Source organism: Arthrobacter sp. efr-133-R2A-120 (genome assembly GCF_030209835.1).
GTDB lineage: Bacteria > Actinomycetota > Actinomycetes > Actinomycetales > Micrococcaceae > Arthrobacter.
The window spans coordinates 1-16,098 of the sequence record NZ_JARVRF010000056.1 but is presented as its reverse complement, the minus strand read 5'-3'; the positions used below and the strand labels follow the sequence as shown (position 1 = coordinate 16,098).

At 63.1% G+C, this 16,098-nt stretch carries 12 protein-coding genes; 6 read left to right on the top strand and 6 right to left on the bottom strand.

The genetic code is table 11. The features are described from left to right. The first annotated feature begins 155 nt into the window (after positions 1 to 155). The 5 genes from QRN52_RS20460 (at position 156) to QRN52_RS20440 (ending at position 6,310) form a co-directional block, all read left to right on the top strand. A complete protein-coding gene (locus tag QRN52_RS20460; RefSeq protein ID WP_284755398.1) occupies positions 156 to 1,226 on the top strand; it encodes a glycosyltransferase family 2 protein in 1,071 nt (356 codons plus the stop codon). Beyond that, a complete protein-coding gene (locus QRN52_RS20455) occupies positions 1,223 to 2,731 on the top strand; it encodes a lipopolysaccharide biosynthesis protein (protein WP_284755395.1) in 1,509 nt (502 codons plus the stop codon). The genes QRN52_RS20460 and QRN52_RS20455 overlap by 4 nt, the downstream gene beginning before the upstream one ends. 2 nt (positions 2,732 to 2,733) lie before the next feature. Then, complete coding sequence (locus tag QRN52_RS20450) at positions 2,734 to 3,975, top strand: rhamnosyltransferase WsaF family glycosyltransferase (protein ID WP_284755393.1); 1,242 nt, start codon at positions 2,734 to 2,736, stop codon at positions 3,973 to 3,975. Between the two features lie 485 nt (positions 3,976 to 4,460). Further along, complete coding sequence (locus QRN52_RS20445) at positions 4,461 to 5,465, top strand: O-antigen ligase family protein (RefSeq protein ID WP_284755392.1); 1,005 nt, start codon at positions 4,461 to 4,463, stop codon at positions 5,463 to 5,465. Next, a complete protein-coding gene (locus tag QRN52_RS20440; protein ID WP_284755391.1) occupies positions 5,453 to 6,310 on the top strand; it encodes a YveK family protein in 858 nt (285 codons plus the stop codon). The genes QRN52_RS20445 and QRN52_RS20440 overlap by 13 nt, the downstream gene beginning before the upstream one ends. A 94-nt stretch (positions 6,311 to 6,404) precedes the next feature. On the opposite strand, the gene QRN52_RS20435 is transcribed toward QRN52_RS20440, so the two are convergent. The 5 genes from QRN52_RS20435 to QRN52_RS20415 are packed head-to-tail and all read right to left on the bottom strand — an operon-like array spanning position 6,405 to position 11,420. Next, complete coding sequence (locus tag QRN52_RS20435) at positions 6,405 to 7,523, bottom strand: DegT/DnrJ/EryC1/StrS family aminotransferase (protein WP_284755390.1); 1,119 nt, start codon at positions 7,521 to 7,523, stop codon at positions 6,405 to 6,407. Positions 7,524 to 7,546: 23 nt separating this feature from the next. Then, positions 7,547 to 8,212: an acetyltransferase gene (locus QRN52_RS20430; RefSeq protein WP_284755389.1), complete on the bottom strand. Its 666-nt coding sequence runs from the start codon at positions 8,210 to 8,212 to the stop codon at positions 7,547 to 7,549. Between the two features lie 3 nt (positions 8,213 to 8,215). Next, a complete protein-coding gene (locus QRN52_RS20425) occupies positions 8,216 to 9,361 on the bottom strand; it encodes a DegT/DnrJ/EryC1/StrS family aminotransferase (RefSeq protein WP_284755388.1) in 1,146 nt (381 codons plus the stop codon). Then, positions 9,358 to 10,356: an NAD-dependent epimerase/dehydratase family protein gene (locus QRN52_RS20420; RefSeq protein WP_284755386.1), complete on the bottom strand. Its 999-nt coding sequence runs from the start codon at positions 10,354 to 10,356 to the stop codon at positions 9,358 to 9,360. The genes QRN52_RS20425 and QRN52_RS20420 overlap by 4 nt, the downstream gene beginning before the upstream one ends. Then, complete coding sequence (locus QRN52_RS20415) at positions 10,353 to 11,420, bottom strand: Gfo/Idh/MocA family protein (RefSeq protein ID WP_284755384.1); 1,068 nt, start codon at positions 11,418 to 11,420, stop codon at positions 10,353 to 10,355. Before QRN52_RS20415 ends, QRN52_RS20420 begins: the two co-directional genes overlap by 4 nt. 330 nt (positions 11,421 to 11,750) lie before the next feature. Here QRN52_RS20415 and QRN52_RS20410 point away from each other — a divergent pair, with 330 nt between their 5' ends. After that, entirely contained in the window at positions 11,751 to 13,061 is a 1,311-nt protein-coding gene (locus QRN52_RS20410; RefSeq protein WP_284755382.1) for a hypothetical protein, read from the top strand. Positions 13,062 to 13,140: 79 nt separating this feature from the next. Here QRN52_RS20410 and QRN52_RS20405 read toward each other — a convergent pair whose 3' ends face one another. Further along, positions 13,141 to 15,996, bottom strand: a complete 2,856-nt coding sequence (locus QRN52_RS20405) for a WecB/TagA/CpsF family glycosyltransferase (RefSeq protein ID WP_284755381.1) — start codon at positions 15,994 to 15,996, stop codon at positions 13,141 to 13,143. Positions 15,997 to 16,098: the final 102 nt, after the last annotated feature.

The window sequence follows — 16,098 nt, the reverse complement described above, 5'->3', positions numbered from 1 at the left end:
GGCGGATGAGGTCAATTCAAGTGACAAGTACTCGCGCTCCGCGGGGCGGACGTCCATAGGCTGAATCCAATGTTCGATCTGGCTTTTGGTCTCGGTCTCAACTGGAGGGGACGCTCTAACCATGAAATACGTGGATGCGGGGAACCATGAGAATCATGCGACCGCGTAGCGCCCGGAACACAGCCCAAGTGACCGTCGTCGTACCTTGCTATAACTACGCACAATACTTGCCCGCCGTCACCGCTTCAGTATTGTCCCAGGCCGGCGTCGATGCACAAGTAATAGTTGTTGACGACGCGTCCACCGATAATTCGGCCCAAGTGGCCCGCGATTTGGCGCTACGCGATCCCCGGATAACTGTGGTGGTCCACGAACGGAACATGGGTCATATAGCCACGTATAACGACGGTTTGTCGCGCGTGGTCACCGAGTATGTCGCACTTCTTTCGGCAGACGATTTGCTGGCCCCCGGGGCCCTGTCCCGTGCCACTGACTTGATGCATTCCAACCCGCGGGTGGGAATGGTTTACGGGAGGCCGCTGGAATTCTCCAATGAGCGTCAACTGCCCCGGGCCGCCAGCTCGAGGTGGCAGTCGTGGACCGTTTGGGCGGGTCACGAATGGATCAATTGGGCTTGTCGGCGGGGGAGGTGCTTCATCTTGTCCCCTGAGGTGGTCATGCGCACCGAGGTCCTGCAACAAGTGGGCTTTTACAATCGATTGCTGCCCCATTCCGGAGATTTGGAATACTGGCTCCGTACCGCGGCCCATTGGGATGTAGGCAGGATCAACGGGCCGATCCAGGCGTTCTACCGGGTCCATGGCGCCAATATGCATTTGACCTCGTTTGCCACCATGGTGGTTGATCTACGGCATCGGCTTGAGGCGTTCCGGGTTCTGCTGACGTCGGAGGTCTTGCGCGGGTTACCCCAAGCGGACAGGCTCCTGGACCGAGCCCGGCGCGCACTGCGCCGTGAAGCGCTTATCCTCGCGGCTCGCACGCTCGACTCAGGTGGTTCCACCTCGGACGCCTCGGCCCTGCAGGATTTCGCGTTGCGAGTCTGGCCGGGACAACCGGCGTCGTTCCGGATCCGTGGGGTGCGCTGGCGTTTGGTGCGAGCCGATGAGGGCAAACCGCCGCTGCCCTGGCAGCGGACTGTCGAAATTTTCCGCACCCAGGCGGACCGCGTGCGTTGGCGTGCTTGGCGAATGGTGGGGATTTCATGAGCGCACTCGGCGAAGGGACCGGATCGCTGGCCAGCAGGCTGCGCAGGGGCACTCTCTGGGGTGCACTCAATGTTGGTCTTTCCCGCGTCCTTCAATTCATCACCACGCTCGTGGTCGCCCGTCTTATTGCGCCGGAACATTTCGGCGCCTTGGCGGTGGCACTCGTCGTGCAGGTAATTGCCGTGAATATCGCAGAGCTTGGAGCCACGGCTGCCCTCGGCCGCGGTGATCGCGATCCGGACGAGATCGCTCCGACTGTTTTTACCATTTCGCTGGTCACGAGCGTCCTGCTGACTGCGCTCGTGATCCTGCTTGCACCCTTGCTTGCTGCCGCACTGGGGGATCCCGGTGCAGCCCCGGTCGTCCAGGTAATGGGGCTGACGGTATTGCTCTCTGGAATGGCGTCCGTTCCTACTGCACTGATATGGCGCGACTTCCTGCAAAAGCGCAGGATCCTGGTTGACGTACTGAACACCGTCGTTGCCCTGGTTCTGGTCATTCCGATGGCGCTGTGGGGCTGGGGTGCGATGGCTTTGGCACTCTCACGGGTGGGAGGGCAACTGACAGCAACCATCGGTTACTGGATCATCAGCCCAAAGCGCTACTTCCCCGGTTTCAATATCGTGGAAGCCAAGGGGATTCTTCGGCTCGGGCTTCCACTGGCCATGGCCAATCTGGTCGTTTTTGTCACCCTGAACCTCGACTACATGATCATCGGCCCGGAGTTGGGACCCGTGCAGCTAGGGTTGTATTTACTGGCCTTCAACTTGGCGAGTATGCCCAGCAGCGTGATTACCGCCGTGATCCGGACGGTTGCCGTGCCGACTTTCGGCAGGCTGAATGCAAATGGAACTCTCGGCGCCGCGGCGTTGAAGGTCACGGCCGGAATTGCGTACATCGGTTTCCCGGTCTCGGCCCTCCTGGCGGGGCTCGGCGCACCCCTCATTGTCACCTTCTACGGCGACAAATGGAGTGCAGCAGCCGCCGCGATGGTCAGTTTGGGAATCTTCGGTGCCGCGAGGATCCTCTCGGAGATGTTCGCTGATCTGTGTGTGGGCGCGGGCAAGACCGTTGGCCTGTTCTGGGTCCAGGTCATTTGGCTAGTTGCCCTTGTTCCGGCGATGCTCATCGGCGTGCGTCTGGGGGGAATTGCGGGTGCCGGGTTCGCCCACGTCGTCGTGACCTGGTTCGTCGTCATTCCCGTTTATCTCGTGCTGGTGGCGAAATCCACCGGTGCAAGGATCCTGTCCCTCTTGCGTATTTGTTTCCCCGCTGCGGCTGCGGCGGTTGTTTGCGGCGTCCTGGCCTGGCTGGTAGCCGCCCAGATCCCGGTTGCCCTTCTCGCGGTTCTGGCCGGAGCGTTCGCTGGCCTCGTCGTCTATGCCCTTTTCACCTTTCGTCGGGCGCGGGCGTTGCTCAGTGACATCAAACAAGCAGCCGCAGGCGAGGCCACCCTCAGGAATCCCGTATTGGCCGGCACTGACCGCACAGGGAACAGGAGTTGACCGTGCCCTCCCGCATAGACGCCACCCAGTTGATCTCGCACCTCAGGAATGAGGGGTGGTCTGGTTTCGCCCGGCGTGGAAGCCGCCGGCTCTTTCAAGCTTTGGGTGAACGGCTCTCCTGGGCAGAGTTCGATTTTCCCTTGCGTCAAGAGGACATTGCGGACTCGGGCAATCTGAGCTTGCCGGCGCCGCGGCAGATCCTGAAGGAGCAACTGCACATCGGCTGGGTATGCACGCCACCCGCTGCCGGATCCGGCGGGCACACGACGCTGTTCCGGATGGTCCAGGGCCTGGAAGAGCGTGGCCATCGCTGCACCTTGTTCCTCTACGACCGGTACGCGGACGATGTGGCGCGACATGAGGAAGTCGTGCACCGCAACTGGCCCGGGATGCGGGCAGAGGTTCGAAGCGCCACGCAGGGCATGGCGGACGTGGACGCGGTAGTTGCTAGCTCATGGGCAACCGCGCACGTCGTGGCGTCCCGCGTGACCAGCCCGGCCCATCGCTTTTACTTCATTCAGGACTACGAGCCCTTTTTCTACCCGCGTGGCACCTTCTATGCGTTGGCCGAGGACACCTACCGATTCGGTTTCAAGAACATCGCGCTGGGGAACATGATCGCCGGGGTGATGGAAAACGAGGTCGGGACGCCCCCGGACGCGATTGTTCCGTTCGGCTGCGACAACGATATCTATCGGGTTCTTCCCGAACGTCCCGTATCGCGCCGTGGGGTGGTCTTCTACGCCAAGAAGAGCGTGGACCGCAGAGGCTATTTGCTCGCGAAGCTGGCGCTTGAGCGCTTCCACCAGACACACCCGGAACAAGAGATCCACGTTTACGGTGACAACGTATCGGGTTGGTCCATCCCTGTCATGAACCACGGAAACTTGACGCCAACACAGCTGAACGAGCTCTACAACCGGACTATCGCTGGCCTGGCCATATCCTTTACGAACATTTCGTTGGTTCCGGAAGAATTGATGTCTGCAGGCAATATCCCGGTGCTCAACGAATCTGCGTATTCCCGTGCCGTCTTGTCCACGGATGATGCCGTTTGGGGGCGTCCCACCCCGTGGGGGATGGCGGACGCGCTCTCGACGGCGGTCGAGGCCGCCGACGTCGAGGGCAGGGCTGCGCGGGTGGCCACAAGGGAGCGCCAGGACTGGGAAGAAACCAAGAAGCAGGTGGCTTCCATTATCGAGACAGCGTGTGCCGAGGTTCTCACCGGGGATCGTGCCTCGTGACCGCAAGCCAGGAAATGTCCGGGACAAAGAGCCAAAGGAGGGCCAAGCGGTCATCCCGGAGCCCTTTGGTGTTCCCGAAGCCTCCTGCTGTCACCAGGCTCGATTTCGACCCTCAGACGTCCAAGGCTGGCCGCACGCCCCTCTTCCTAAGGATTGTCGCGTTCAGCATTTTCTTCTTTCCCTCGAGCATGGTCCTGGCGCCGGTAGGCGCAGCAGGGACAATGCCCCTGATACTCGCGCTGTTTCTTTTTGCGCTGTGGTTTTGCTCTGTTCTCTTTGGCTTGCACGACCCTTTCACATTCCGGCATCCAGGCAGGATCGGGCTGGCCCTCCTGCTATCGGGGACCTGCGCTTCCTACGTTGCGCTCTACCTGGGCTTGACCGGCGGCAGCTCAATAGCGTCGCGGGCGGCTTCGGATCGATGGGTGATTTTGCTTGTTGCAAGCGCCGGAATCGTCCTTGTCACGGCGGAGGTTGTCCGGACCATGGGCGACGTCCTGTTGCTCGTCCGGGCGATACTGGCGGGGGCCTTCTTTTGCTGCATAGTGGCTGCGGTCCAGTTCATTTTCCACATCAATCCGATGGATTGGTTCCAACTGGCTATGCCTGGGTTTACCGACAACGGAGCAGGTACGACATTTCAAGTCCGCGGCACGCTGGTCCGCGTTTCGGGTAGCACCTTTCACTCCATCGAACTGGCCGTCGTGTCCGGAATGCTGCTTCCGCTCTCAATCTGGCGGGGCCTATTTGATCCGGTGGGCCGAAAATGGCTGCATTGGACCGGAACCGGCCTCCTGGTGTTTGCGATCGCCGCAACGATCTCAAGGGCAGGCGTTATTGCACTGCTGGTCGGGATGATTGCGTTCATTCCGTTCCTCCCAGCGCTGGCCCGGCGCTGGGCATTCGTCCTAGTCCCCGTTGCCGCAGCGGGTCTCTTCCTCGCGGTGCCGGGCCTTATCGCAACGATCGCAGGTTCTTTCACCACCGCTGAAAACGACCCGTCAATTTCCACGCGCACCAACAACTATCCGCGCGTTATCGAAATGGTTGGTCAGAACCCGATACTCGGCCTGGGCCCCGGCAACTACATACCGGATAACGCCTTGCACATTCTGGATAATCAATACCTGAATTCCGCGGTCACCCTGGGCCTGGTGGGCCTGGTCGCCATTATCGCCTACTTGGTTTTGCCGGGAGCCATTACGGTGAGCGTCGCCCGCCGAGCACGCTCCCAGGCACTGAAATGCCTTGCCGGTGCAGTGGCAGCCGGCGGCCTGGTGGCAGCCGTGTGCTCGCTGACGTTCGATTCTTTGTCATTCCCGGTCTTCGCGCTGACTTACCCGCTGTTCATCGGTCTGGCCGGCGCCGTCTGGATAATGGTCAAACGCGAGATCGAATTGCCCGGACCTCACGATGGGAATGACCCACCGTTTCGGAAGACACCAGTTTCGGTACGTTCCACCCCGAAAGGAAGACGATGGATCCCCTAGGAGTACTCAAGACACTCTGGCACTACAAGTCTGTTGCTTTGCCTGTCCTTTTCATTACGATCATTGCGTCAATCTACGTTTTCCAGTTCGCGCCCCGCACCTACGAATCCACGATGACGTATGCCCTGATCAACCCCAATATCCCGACCGAAGCCGACAAAATAAAGAATCCGGCGCTCAAAGACCTCAATTCAAGCAATCCGTATTTGCGTTCATCGGATCCCACCCTGGTTGTGCAGGTCCTGATCACGCGCCTCAAGGACAGTTCCACAGCTGACGGACTCACCGCCGAGGGGCTAAGCAAAGATTATGATGTCACCCGGGATGCGGTTGGCGGACAGAACTCATTCCTTGTTGACATCACAGGGGTCAGCTCGACGCCGGACCGCTCGCTGGCTACGACGCGGCGCCTGGGGGAACTGCTGACGCAGAACCTTCGCACTATTCAGAAAATCGACGGCGCTGACGACACCTATCTCTTCTCTTCGCTGGTGGTCGCATCCCCGGACAAAGCGACTGAGCAGTTTTCAAGCCGGCTGCGCTCGCTGATCGCCGTCCTCGTGGGCGGTGCAGTCCTGATGTTCGGAGCCGTCTCCGTGGCCCGGGGTCGCGGAATCGCACGCCAGCGGAAGGCCGCCTTGCGTGCCGCTGCGGCGTCGGGCGCAGGAGGCAGGCCGGAGCGCGATTCATTGTCATTGGACGCAGGATCCACGGCGGAGGAGTGGCTGAGTCCCGAACTCGCCGTCTTCCCCACAGGCCGCGGCCGCCGTCGGGATTCAGGGACCCACAGTCGGGAGACCCAGGAAGTTCTTGAGGCTGAGTCCGTGGGCGAACCGTCCCGATGACGGATCGTGCGAACAGCGGGGATAGCCGTACTCCGGCGGCTACCCTCGCCCCCGGATAGTAGGGCTCGGCGGATTTCAACGCTCGGCCCGGACGCTACAGGGCGGCCCGAAGAGTTTCGACTACGAACTTCTGCTGCGCGATGGTTATGTGCGGGTGCAAAGGCAAGGACAGGATTTCGCCTGCCGCGCGCTCCGCCACCGGAAAGGTTCCCGGCCCGAGACCCAGGTGGGCGAAGGCCCCGCTCAGATGCAGGGGCGTTGGGTAGTGGATTCCCGCTCCGATTCCCGTGCCGTTCAGGCTGGCAAGGATGCGATCCCGGTCTGCCACCCGGATGACGTACAGATGCCATACATCGTCATTGCCTTCAGCACTGATAGGCGCGGCGGCTCCCGGAACATCGTCGAGCATTTCGCTATATCTCGCTGCGGCCTCCCGGCGGGAATCATTCCACGCAGACAGGCGCCGAAGTTTGGCATTGAGGATCACTGCCTGGATCGTGTCCAGCCGTGAATTGAAGCCAACCACGTCGTGGACGTATTTCGTCGCGCTGCCGTGCGAGGCAAGCATCCGGACGCCGCGGGCTATTTCAGGGTCGTTGGTCGTCACCGCGCCGGCATCGCCTGCGGCGCCAAGATTCTTACCGGGGTAGAAGCTGGTCCCGGCGGCCGCCCCCAGGGAGCCCGCCGAACTCCCGTGCCGGGTTGCACCCTGGGCTTGTGCTGCGTCCTCGATGATCACCGCTCCACAGGACTCCGCCACGGCGCGCAGCTGCTCGACGGGCGCCGTCTGGCCGAATAGGTGGACCGGAACGATGGCCCGCGTGCGGTCCCCGACCGCCTCCGCCACCAGCGCGGGATCGATGAGCAAGTGGACCGGATCCACATCGACGAACACGGGAACGGCTCCGATCCGGACCACGGCTTCCGCTGTGGCAATGAAGGTATTGACCGGCAGGACCACTTCGCAGCCGGGGCCAACTCCCGTTGCCCGCAGGGCCAGTTCCAGGGCGTCGGTGCCATTGGCAACGCCTATGCAGTGCTTCACGCCTAGCCACGCGGCGTAGGCTTCTTCAAACTGCCCGACGGCGGCCCCGCCTATGAACGCCGTGGTCGCGAACACGTCCTCCAAGCCGCTGAGGACCTCGCTCTCGACTTCGGCGTGCTGTGCCGCGAGGTCAACCAGGGGTATGTTCGTCGCCAAGGATGGGTCCATCAGCTGTACCTTCCGTCAGAGGTCTATGCGGGTTGTTCTTGTTGGCTGTCATCGACAGGCAGGCGAATCGGGGCAGCGGGTACGCCTACCCAGGTCTCACCGGGAGGGAAGTCCTGCAGCAGTACGGCCCCCATTCCCAGGGTTGCTTCTTCGCCCACGCGCACTCCTTGGCGGACGCTGGAGTTCATGCCCAGGTAGGCGGCACGTCCAATATGCACACCGCCGCCCAGGGTCACGCCTGCGGCAAGGGTGGCGAAGTCCTCCACGACGTCGTCGTGAGTCAGCGTTACCTGCGGCATGGCGACCACATGCCTCCCCACGGTGACATCGGCGGTCAGCACGACATTGCTCAGCAGGATACTTCCGCGTCCGACCGTGCAGCCGGGTGGCACCCGCACTCCCGGGTCCAGGACCGTCGCGAAGCGCTCGCCCGTGATGCCCTGATATGCCAGGCGCTGCACTATCTGCTGCCGCGCGGTTCCAGAGCCGGCACAGACCAGGAACTGGGTGTAGTTGTACAGGGCGGCATCCGCGATGGTGCCCAGGACGGTTACGCCGCCAACGAGCCTGCCTTGGATGGTGGAGGAGTCATCGAGGAAGCCGACCACGCGGTACTGATCCGAGCCCCGGATGACGGCCAGCACTTCCCGGGCCAATCCACTGGCAGCGATCAGCATCAGCTCCTGCACGGTTCACCGTCCCCCGGTCACCGCGGCGCGCACGGAGTGTATGACCCTTGCCTGTTCAGACTCGGTCATCTGATGGAAAACCGGAAGGATGAGCGTATTGTCCGTGAGGCGTTCGGTGACCAGGAGCAGAGCCTCTCCTGTGTCCCGTCCGCGATACGCGGGCTGGCGATGGGCCGCCATGATTCCCCGACGAGCCGATATTTCATCCCGGGCCAGATGTTCGAGCACGCCTTCACGGTCGGTGGCGGATCCGGGGAGGACCTCCAACCAGAAGGACTGGAAATTGCTGGTACCCCAGGCCGGGTCCCGTACCACGCGCATTCCCTCGACATCCGCAAATTGCTTGCTGTACTCGGAGGCAATATCCCGGCGTCTGCGGACTATCTGCGGCAACTTGTCCAGCTGAACCAAGCCGACGGCGGCCTGCAGGTCAGTCATGCGGTAGTTGAAACCGGGCTCCCCATACTCCTCTGCGGGTGCCAGCACGGAGGCGTGCCGGGCGCTCGCGGAGACGCTCATAGAGTGCTCGCGCAGCCGGCGGGCACGATCGGCCCAGTCCTGGTGCGGCGTGGTCAACATGCCCCCCTCGCCGGTTGTGAGGATTTTCCGGGGGTGGAAGGACCACGCGGTCACGTCAGCGCCCGCTCCCACCGGCCGGCCCCGATAGCGCGATCCTGCGCCGCAAGCAGCATCCTCGATGACGACAATCCCGAGCGGGTCGCACAGCCGACGGATGGAATCCAGATCAACCGGGACTCCGCCCTGGTCCACGGCAATGACAGCCCTGGTACGGTCCGTCAACGCGGCGCGCACCGTTTCGGCTGTGAGGTTTCCGGTGGCCAGGTCCACGTCGGCAAAGACCGGCCGCGCGCCTACATAGGTGGCCGCATTCGCTGTGGCGATGAAGGAGAACGACGGAACGACGACGTCGTCGCCCGGGCCGATGGAGGCAACTACCAAGGCCAGATGCAACGCCGTCGTGCAATTCGAGGTGGCGACCGCGAAAGGAGCATGTTGGCTGCGGGCGAAGGCCGATTCGAATTCGGCGACCCGAGGACCTTGCGCGACCCAGCCGGATTCGATCGTTGCGCTGACGGCGGCCACTTCCTCTGCCCCGAACCACGGCTGCATGACATTGATGCGGGTCATGAGGATACCCCGGCGGTTCGCGTGGCGGCGATTTCCGCTCGAAGGGGTTGCCACCAGTGCACCAACTGCCGAAGCCCATCGTCGAGGGAGACTTCGGCCGCAAAGCCCAAGTCCGAGTGGGCCGCGGAAATATCGGCCAGCCTGCGGCTCACACCGTTGACCGCCCGTTCCGGTCCATGTTCCACGGCAAGCTCGGAGTCCATGGCGCGCAACAGGGACTGTGCGAGTTGCAAAAGGCTTGTCTCCGTTCCGCTGGCGACGTTGTAGACCCCTTCCCTCAGTTCGCTGGCGGCCGCGAGCAGATTGGCCCGCGCGATGTCGCCGGTAAAGACAAAGTCCATCGTCTGTCGGCCGTCCCCGAAAATCAGCGGTGGTCGGCCGTCAGCAATTCGCTCCATCCATCGCACCAGGACTTCGGTGTAGAGCCCGTGGACATCCATTCGCGGACCGTAGACGTTGAAGTAGCGCAGTATCACGTAGTCCAGTCCGTCCATGGCGCGGAAGCTGCGCAACATGCCCTCGTTGAAGGATTTGGCGGCCCCGTAGAAGGTGTCGTTGTTGTGGTGGTGATGCCGCTCATTGGTGGGGAAGGTTTCCGCCAAGCCGTAGACAGAGGCGCTGGAGGCGGCAATCACCTTGTCGACCTTTTGAGCGACGGCGGCTTCGAGAACGTTGAACGTCCCGTTGACCAGGACGTCCAGGGCCAGCCGGGGCTCTTCCGCGCACTGGGTGATCCTGATGGCGGCCTGGTGGAAGACGACGTCCTTGCCCCTGGTCAAATCGTGGACGAGGTCCCGGTCGCGCAAATCGCCCTCCACCAAAGTGACGCGGCCGCTGAGCAGCGCATCGCTCAGGTTGTCCCGGCGCCCGCGCACCAGATTGTCCAGTACGTCGATGCGGGCCGCGCCGGCGTCGAGGAGTTGGTCCACTATGGTGGAGCCAATGGTCCCGGCACCGCCCGTGACGAGAATCTGTGCTCCGGCCAAATTGCTCACGCCGTCTCCTCAAGCTGCAGTTCGGCACCGTCAACCAGGGCGGTGCGGCCATCCTCGGCCAGGCTCCGCGAAGCGGCCTCGAGGACCGACAGGACGCGCAAGCCGGCCGATCCGTCGGTGCGCGAGAGCCGCCCTTCGCGGATGCTGGCCGCGTACTCGCTGACCATTTGCCCGAGCGGTTCATGTTCCGGCAAAGCAGGGGACCAGGTGTCTCCCAGACGATACGAGATGGTAGCGGCCGTCCGGTTGGCTCCGTCGGAGGGTTGATGCTGGAGATTGACGCCCCGGTCGTAGAGGCTCAGCCGCTGCTGTGGATTCAGGTCATCCCAGACCAGGGTCCGCTTCGATCCGCCAATCACCATCTGGCGGATCTTGGTTGGGCTGAGCCAGTTGACGTGGACGTGCGCCAAGCCTCCGGCTGCCAGCGGGAAGCTCAAATGACCTACACAAGCCCGGCCGGCACCGAGCGGGTCTGCGCCGTGTGCCGACACATGGGCGGGCTGCAGTCCTCCCGGAAGGATGAAGTCCAGGATCGAGAGGTCGTGCGGAGCGAGATCCCAGAAGACGTCGACATCAGGCTGGACCAGGCCAAGGTTGATACGGACGGAATCGATGAAGAGAATGTCGCCCAACGCCCCGTCAGCGATGAGTTCCCGGATCTTCAGAACAGCCGGCGTGTAGCAGTACGTGTGGTCTGCCATCAGCACCAATCCCTTTTGCCGGGCGAGTTCCACCATCTCCTCACCTTTTTCACGACTATCCGCAAGCGGCTTCTCGACCAGCACATGCTTCCCGGCCAGCATTGCCGCCAAGGCAATCCGGTGGTGGGTTCGTGCGGGTGTCGCAATGGCGACGGCTTCAAGATCGGGCCAGGCCAGCAGCTCATCCAGATCCGTCACCACGGGCACGTTGCCCACTTGCTCGGCGACGTCCATGGCCCGGCCGGCATCGAGATCGCAGATGGCCGCAAGATCCCAGTCCGCGCTGATTTTGAAATTACGGGCCAAATTCGGCCCCCAGTAGCCTGCCCCGATCAGCGCAACTCGCAGCTTCCTGCTTGTCATGGCGATTGCTTCCCTTCATCCTGAGAACCGGGATCGAACCTTTACATGAATGCTCGTCTCAGCCTATTTGCGGGCTAGAAGGCCAGGCACGAGTGGCTGGTACCCGCATTCGCGACGGCCCGCTACTCACCCCACACCCGGAAGCTCGTGCTCGGTTCGATCAGCACTCGACTTCGGCCCGATGTCACTTCCATCGGCAAGAAAGGGTGTCTTCAGCACCTTGATCGGTGGTATCTTTTGGGACGAACTCCGTAGCTGATGGTCTCCGTTTCGGGCTCCTTGCAAGAGTGGCCTGTGAAATTTCCGATGTATTAACGGGAGCCGATGGCGATGACGAAGCCCAACATTTCCGCCCGAACGAGTGTCCTGTTGGCTGCTTTCCTGGCCCTCTCAGCCTCGGTGGCGAGCTCCACTGTGCCGACCGTTGTGCCGCTGCCGGCCGGAGTGACCGTCCGCGCGGTTGACGGGGGCCCGCAGTACTACGGAAAGTTTCCCAACGCCCTGCCGGCCACGCCAAACTACTTTCCCGTGGGCATTTGGTTCGAAAGCGTCCTCGATCCTACCGATGTTCCCTTGGACAGGGCAGCGGGCATTAATTTGTACGTCGAGTTGACCGCCGACTCGAATGTTCAGTACATCAGGGACGCCGGGTCCTATGCGATCCCGTCCCGGACATCGCCGCTTGCCTCCGGGTTCTTGCTCTCGGACGAGTCGGATATGTGGGCCGGGCCCGGCTCTGCCAGCTGGACCGGAAATTACCCCGGTGCCGGGACGGTTTGCGCTCCCGCCGAAAGCAAATGCGGATTCACGGTGCAGGGAACCCTGCTCAACAAAGCCCCGGCCAACACCATGATCTACGCGAATTACGGCAAAGGCGTGACGTTCTGGGAGTCGGCCACTGAAGCCGGGCAATTCGTCAATACCTACCAGCAGGTGGTTTCTGCCGACAATTACTGGTTCACCGATCCCAACATCTGTGCTCCGACTGAAGGCGGGGTGATGCTGGCGACACCCCGTGCTTTGACCGACTCCGAGTGCCGCAAAGCCTCAAATTACGGCTGGACCGTGGAACGCACCCGTGCCTTCGTCAGCCCAAAGGGAAACGTACCTGTCTGGGCCTTCGTTGAGTTGGGACACCCCTTCACGGAAGCCAGTGCTCCAACCATCACGGCACCGGAAATCAGGGCCGCAGTGTGGAGCAGCATCATCCATGGTGCACGCGGGATCACGTATTTCAACCACAGTTTTGGTGGGAGTTGTATCTCTCAACACGTCTTGCGGGATGCATGCGGCGCCGCGATCCGAGCGACGGTGACAGCCGTCAACCAGCAGATCGCGGAGTTGGCCCCGGTGCTTAATTCGCCGTTCGTGGATGGCGTGGCAACCGCGGGGGGCAACATCGATACCTCAGTAAAGGCCTACAACGGCAGTTTCTACATCATTGCCGGGTCCACCCAGACAGGAGCGCAATCTGTCGCCTTGAACCTCAAATGCGGCGGCGGAACCAGCGTAACGGTACTCGGCGAAAACCGCTCCCTGGCCATGGCCAACGGCTCTTTCACCGACACTTTTGCCGACGGCAACGCGGTACATATTTACCGGGTGGAAGGCGGCAACGCATGCGGGGTCTCCGGCAAATAGCCGGCGCCGACTGGCGGCGTAATAGCGGGCGCCGACTAGCGGTGCGAAAGGCACGCGGTGCTGTGTTGGCCCAACTGGCTTAGCGCCGGCTGCTCTCGTCCCGTTCCCATGTAGTCGCGGTTGCGGGCCCCTTCCGAAGCCGGGCGGCGACGGCAAAGCCCGCGTAGACTGCGGCGTCGAAGGCCGTGAGGGGACCGCGAACCGAACCCAGGAGTTCCCGGAGGCTTTGGCTCGTGCCGCCACCGCCCTCGGCCGGCTGGAAATTGAGCAGATGCACGTTGCTCCGGTAGTTCCGTCGCAGGACCGTGACGAGGGCGCGGGCGTCCTTAGGGGTGTGGACCTTGATGGGACGGCAGGTGACAATTTCCTTTTCGTTGGCGCCAAAGTGCCGGTCAACGAACACATCATCGGCCTGTACCGGCGGAAACTTGCCAAACCGGGCGCGGGCCTCGCGGGTCAGGGCAAAGGCCCCCGCGCCCCATAGGCCGCTCCTGGTTGACGCCATACGGCCCCGTGCACGATAGAAGGCCTGAACGAGGCCGGTGGCACCGCCGGTGTCGTATTGCGACGCCGGCCGTGCCGCCAGGAGGTCGCCTTGCCCAAGGCGCCTGAAAAGCTGCTCGATGGCCACGGGGTCGATCTCCACGTCCGCGTCGAGATAGAGCCGTGGCCAGGCCGTGGCCAACGCATCGCCGGTGTCCATGGCGATGGTTTTCGATGGTTCGTCGACCTCAACTACCTGGACACCGCTGAACCGGCCGGCTATTTCGGCGGTGTTGTCAGTGCAGCCGTTGCACACCAGGAAGATCTCCACGGCGCCAGTGGCCGCGAGCGGCTTCAGGCTGGTGAGCGTGCGGGCAATGACCGCCGCTTCGTTATGCGCCGGGATGATGATCGAGCCGGCGGGGAAGTCCCTGAGGCGACCGCCGTCGTCGTGGTTTGCTTGTGGAGCGGGCACGGCATGGGGCAGTTGCTCCCAGCTGCGTTTGTTCAGGAGGGCTCGAAGCGCCGGCCGGTGGTCGCGCTGGTATGCCCGTAGTGCCTCGGAGAGCACCGCCGCACCGCGGAATGCGGCAGCGGTTGCCGGCGGGTGGTGTTTTTCCGCGTAGCGGGTCCGGTTCACCGCCATCAAGGCGGTGAGCGCCGCCGAACTGCCGGAGCCGCCCCTGCGATGCCGCATTTTAGCGGCGGGTTCAAACCATGCGTCCGTCCCTGCCTCCCGGGCCCGCCGGAAGAAGTCGGTCTCTTCGAGGTAGAGGAAGAACCGCTCATCCCAGGGCCCGAGTTCGGTCGCGAGGCCTGCGTCGATCAGCAACGCCGCGCCCGTGGCCCATTCCACTGGGTGCGCATGCTCGTAGCTGACTTGGTCATAGTCGATTTCCGAGAGCCAGGCAGGCCGGCCTGGTAGCCGACAGCCCAGCGCGGCGTCCGCCCAGGCGCGCGGAAGGGTTGGTTCCCTGCGCAGGGACGGATATGTTGAGCCGTCTTCGTCCAGAAGAGCGGGAACCACGATCCCGGCCCCGGAGAGGCGTTGCCGCCGGATCATCGCGGCGACGGAGCCGCGTTCGATGACCAGATCCGGATTGGCCACCAGCAAGTACTGGACGTCGCCGCAGAACTGTTGCGCGGCGTTGATGCCGCCGGAGTAGCCCAGGTTGCCGCCGGTGGCGAACGATATGACGTCGTCGTACCTGGAGAGCGCGTCCAGCGTACCGTCCGAGGAGCCGTTGTCCGCGACGATCACCCGGAGCCACTGCTCGGCCGCCTCGGATCGCAGGCTTTCGATCAGGGGTCCGACGTCGTCGGCGTTGTTGTAGGTGACTACCAGGACGGCGACATCCGCGGCTTGCCCGGCGATCGCAAAGGTCCGGTTGCCTGCGGGGGGCGGGGCGGGAGTGGCCGGCGCGGGTCCATCGCCCGGACCGCTCGATGCGTCCCCGGGCACTTCCTCCAGGCCGGAACTTTTCGACCGGAGCGACGCGTAGGCCGCGGGGCCGTCGAGCAGGTAGCGGCGGGCCAGTCGTCGTGGTTCCAGCGCGAGCCGCCAGGCCCATTCGAGGCCGTGGGAGCTCACCCATTCGGGGGCCCGCTGGATGCGGCCGGCCAGGAAGTCCACCACAGCGCCGAAGGCCAACAGGACCCGGGCTTCCGTGAGCGCCCCGTATTCGGCAATCCACAGCTCTTGCCTTGGTTTTCCGAGTCCGACGACGAGGATGTCCACCTTGGCCGCGGCGATGGCTGCCGCCAGGCAGGTTGAAGCCGCGGGATCTGTGAGCTCGTCGCGCCCCGGGGACCAGAAGCCTGCCACCACAAGGCCCGGCCGTTCGCGGGAGAACCTCGACTTGAGTGATTCGTGCGCGGACTCCGCACCGCCCAGGAAGCCGACCCGGAGCTGAAGGTCTGTGGCAGCATCCAGGAGCGGCCCGATCAGGTCGCTACCGGCCAGTCGCGGCCAACTGCGCCCGGTCAGTCGCTGCGCTTCGGACACCAAGGGGGCGCCATCGAGCAGCGTGAGCCAATCGACAACCGGGGAACCGTCCACCCATGAGCGACCGTTTCCTAGAACGGAAGCCCATCTGCTCCCGACGCCGAAGTGGTTGATGTGGTCCAGGTTGGCCGAGGCAATAGCCAGGGGCGGCAACTCCCTCGAAGTCGCCCGCGCGGAAATCAAGCCGATAGCCTCCGGGAAGCCCAGAAGGTCGACCACGGCGCCGCCAAGGAGTACCCGTCCCGATGGCGCGTTTGCGGAGTTGCCCGCGTGGCGTTCTGGAACGGTGTGTTCACGAATGCGGGTCCGGGAAACACGAGGTTCAGCAACAACGTGATCCGTAAGGCCGTGAAGCGCCGGCATGGTGCCGGCCACGGCCCGGGCTCCGGTGGCTGGCGGAATCAAGAGCTTGGCGGCCATCATTTTGAGGCCTTGAGCTGTTTTCACGCGGAGTTATCCCTTCTTACCGGCTTACGGGTTCCGGCTACGGTGCTGTGAAGACGGCGTCGACCCAGTAGTTGGTGTTGTTGTAGCTGTTGGTGGGGAAGG

Excerpts from the sequence above, each read along its gene's own strand:
- QRN52_RS20425 (WP_284755388.1), bottom strand. The coding sequence starts at position 9,361 with ATGACCCGCATCAATGTCATGCAGCCGTGGTTCGGGGCAGAGGAAGTG.
- QRN52_RS20460 (WP_284755398.1), top strand. The coding sequence starts at position 156 with ATGCGACCGCGTAGCGCCCGGAACACAGCCCAAGTGACCGTCGTCGTA.
- QRN52_RS20410 (WP_284755382.1), top strand. The coding sequence starts at position 11,751 with ATGACGAAGCCCAACATTTCCGCCCGAACGAGTGTCCTGTTGGCTGCT.
- QRN52_RS20445 (WP_284755392.1), top strand. The coding sequence starts at position 4,461 with ATGGGCGACGTCCTGTTGCTCGTCCGGGCGATACTGGCGGGGGCCTTC.
- QRN52_RS20440 (WP_284755391.1), top strand. The coding sequence starts at position 5,453 with ATGGATCCCCTAGGAGTACTCAAGACACTCTGGCACTACAAGTCTGTT.
- QRN52_RS20455 (WP_284755395.1), top strand. The coding sequence starts at position 1,223 with ATGAGCGCACTCGGCGAAGGGACCGGATCGCTGGCCAGCAGGCTGCGC.
- QRN52_RS20415 (WP_284755384.1), bottom strand. The coding sequence starts at position 11,420 with ATGACAAGCAGGAAGCTGCGAGTTGCGCTGATCGGGGCAGGCTACTGG.
- QRN52_RS20435 (WP_284755390.1), bottom strand. The coding sequence starts at position 7,523 with ATGGACCCATCCTTGGCGACGAACATACCCCTGGTTGACCTCGCGGCA.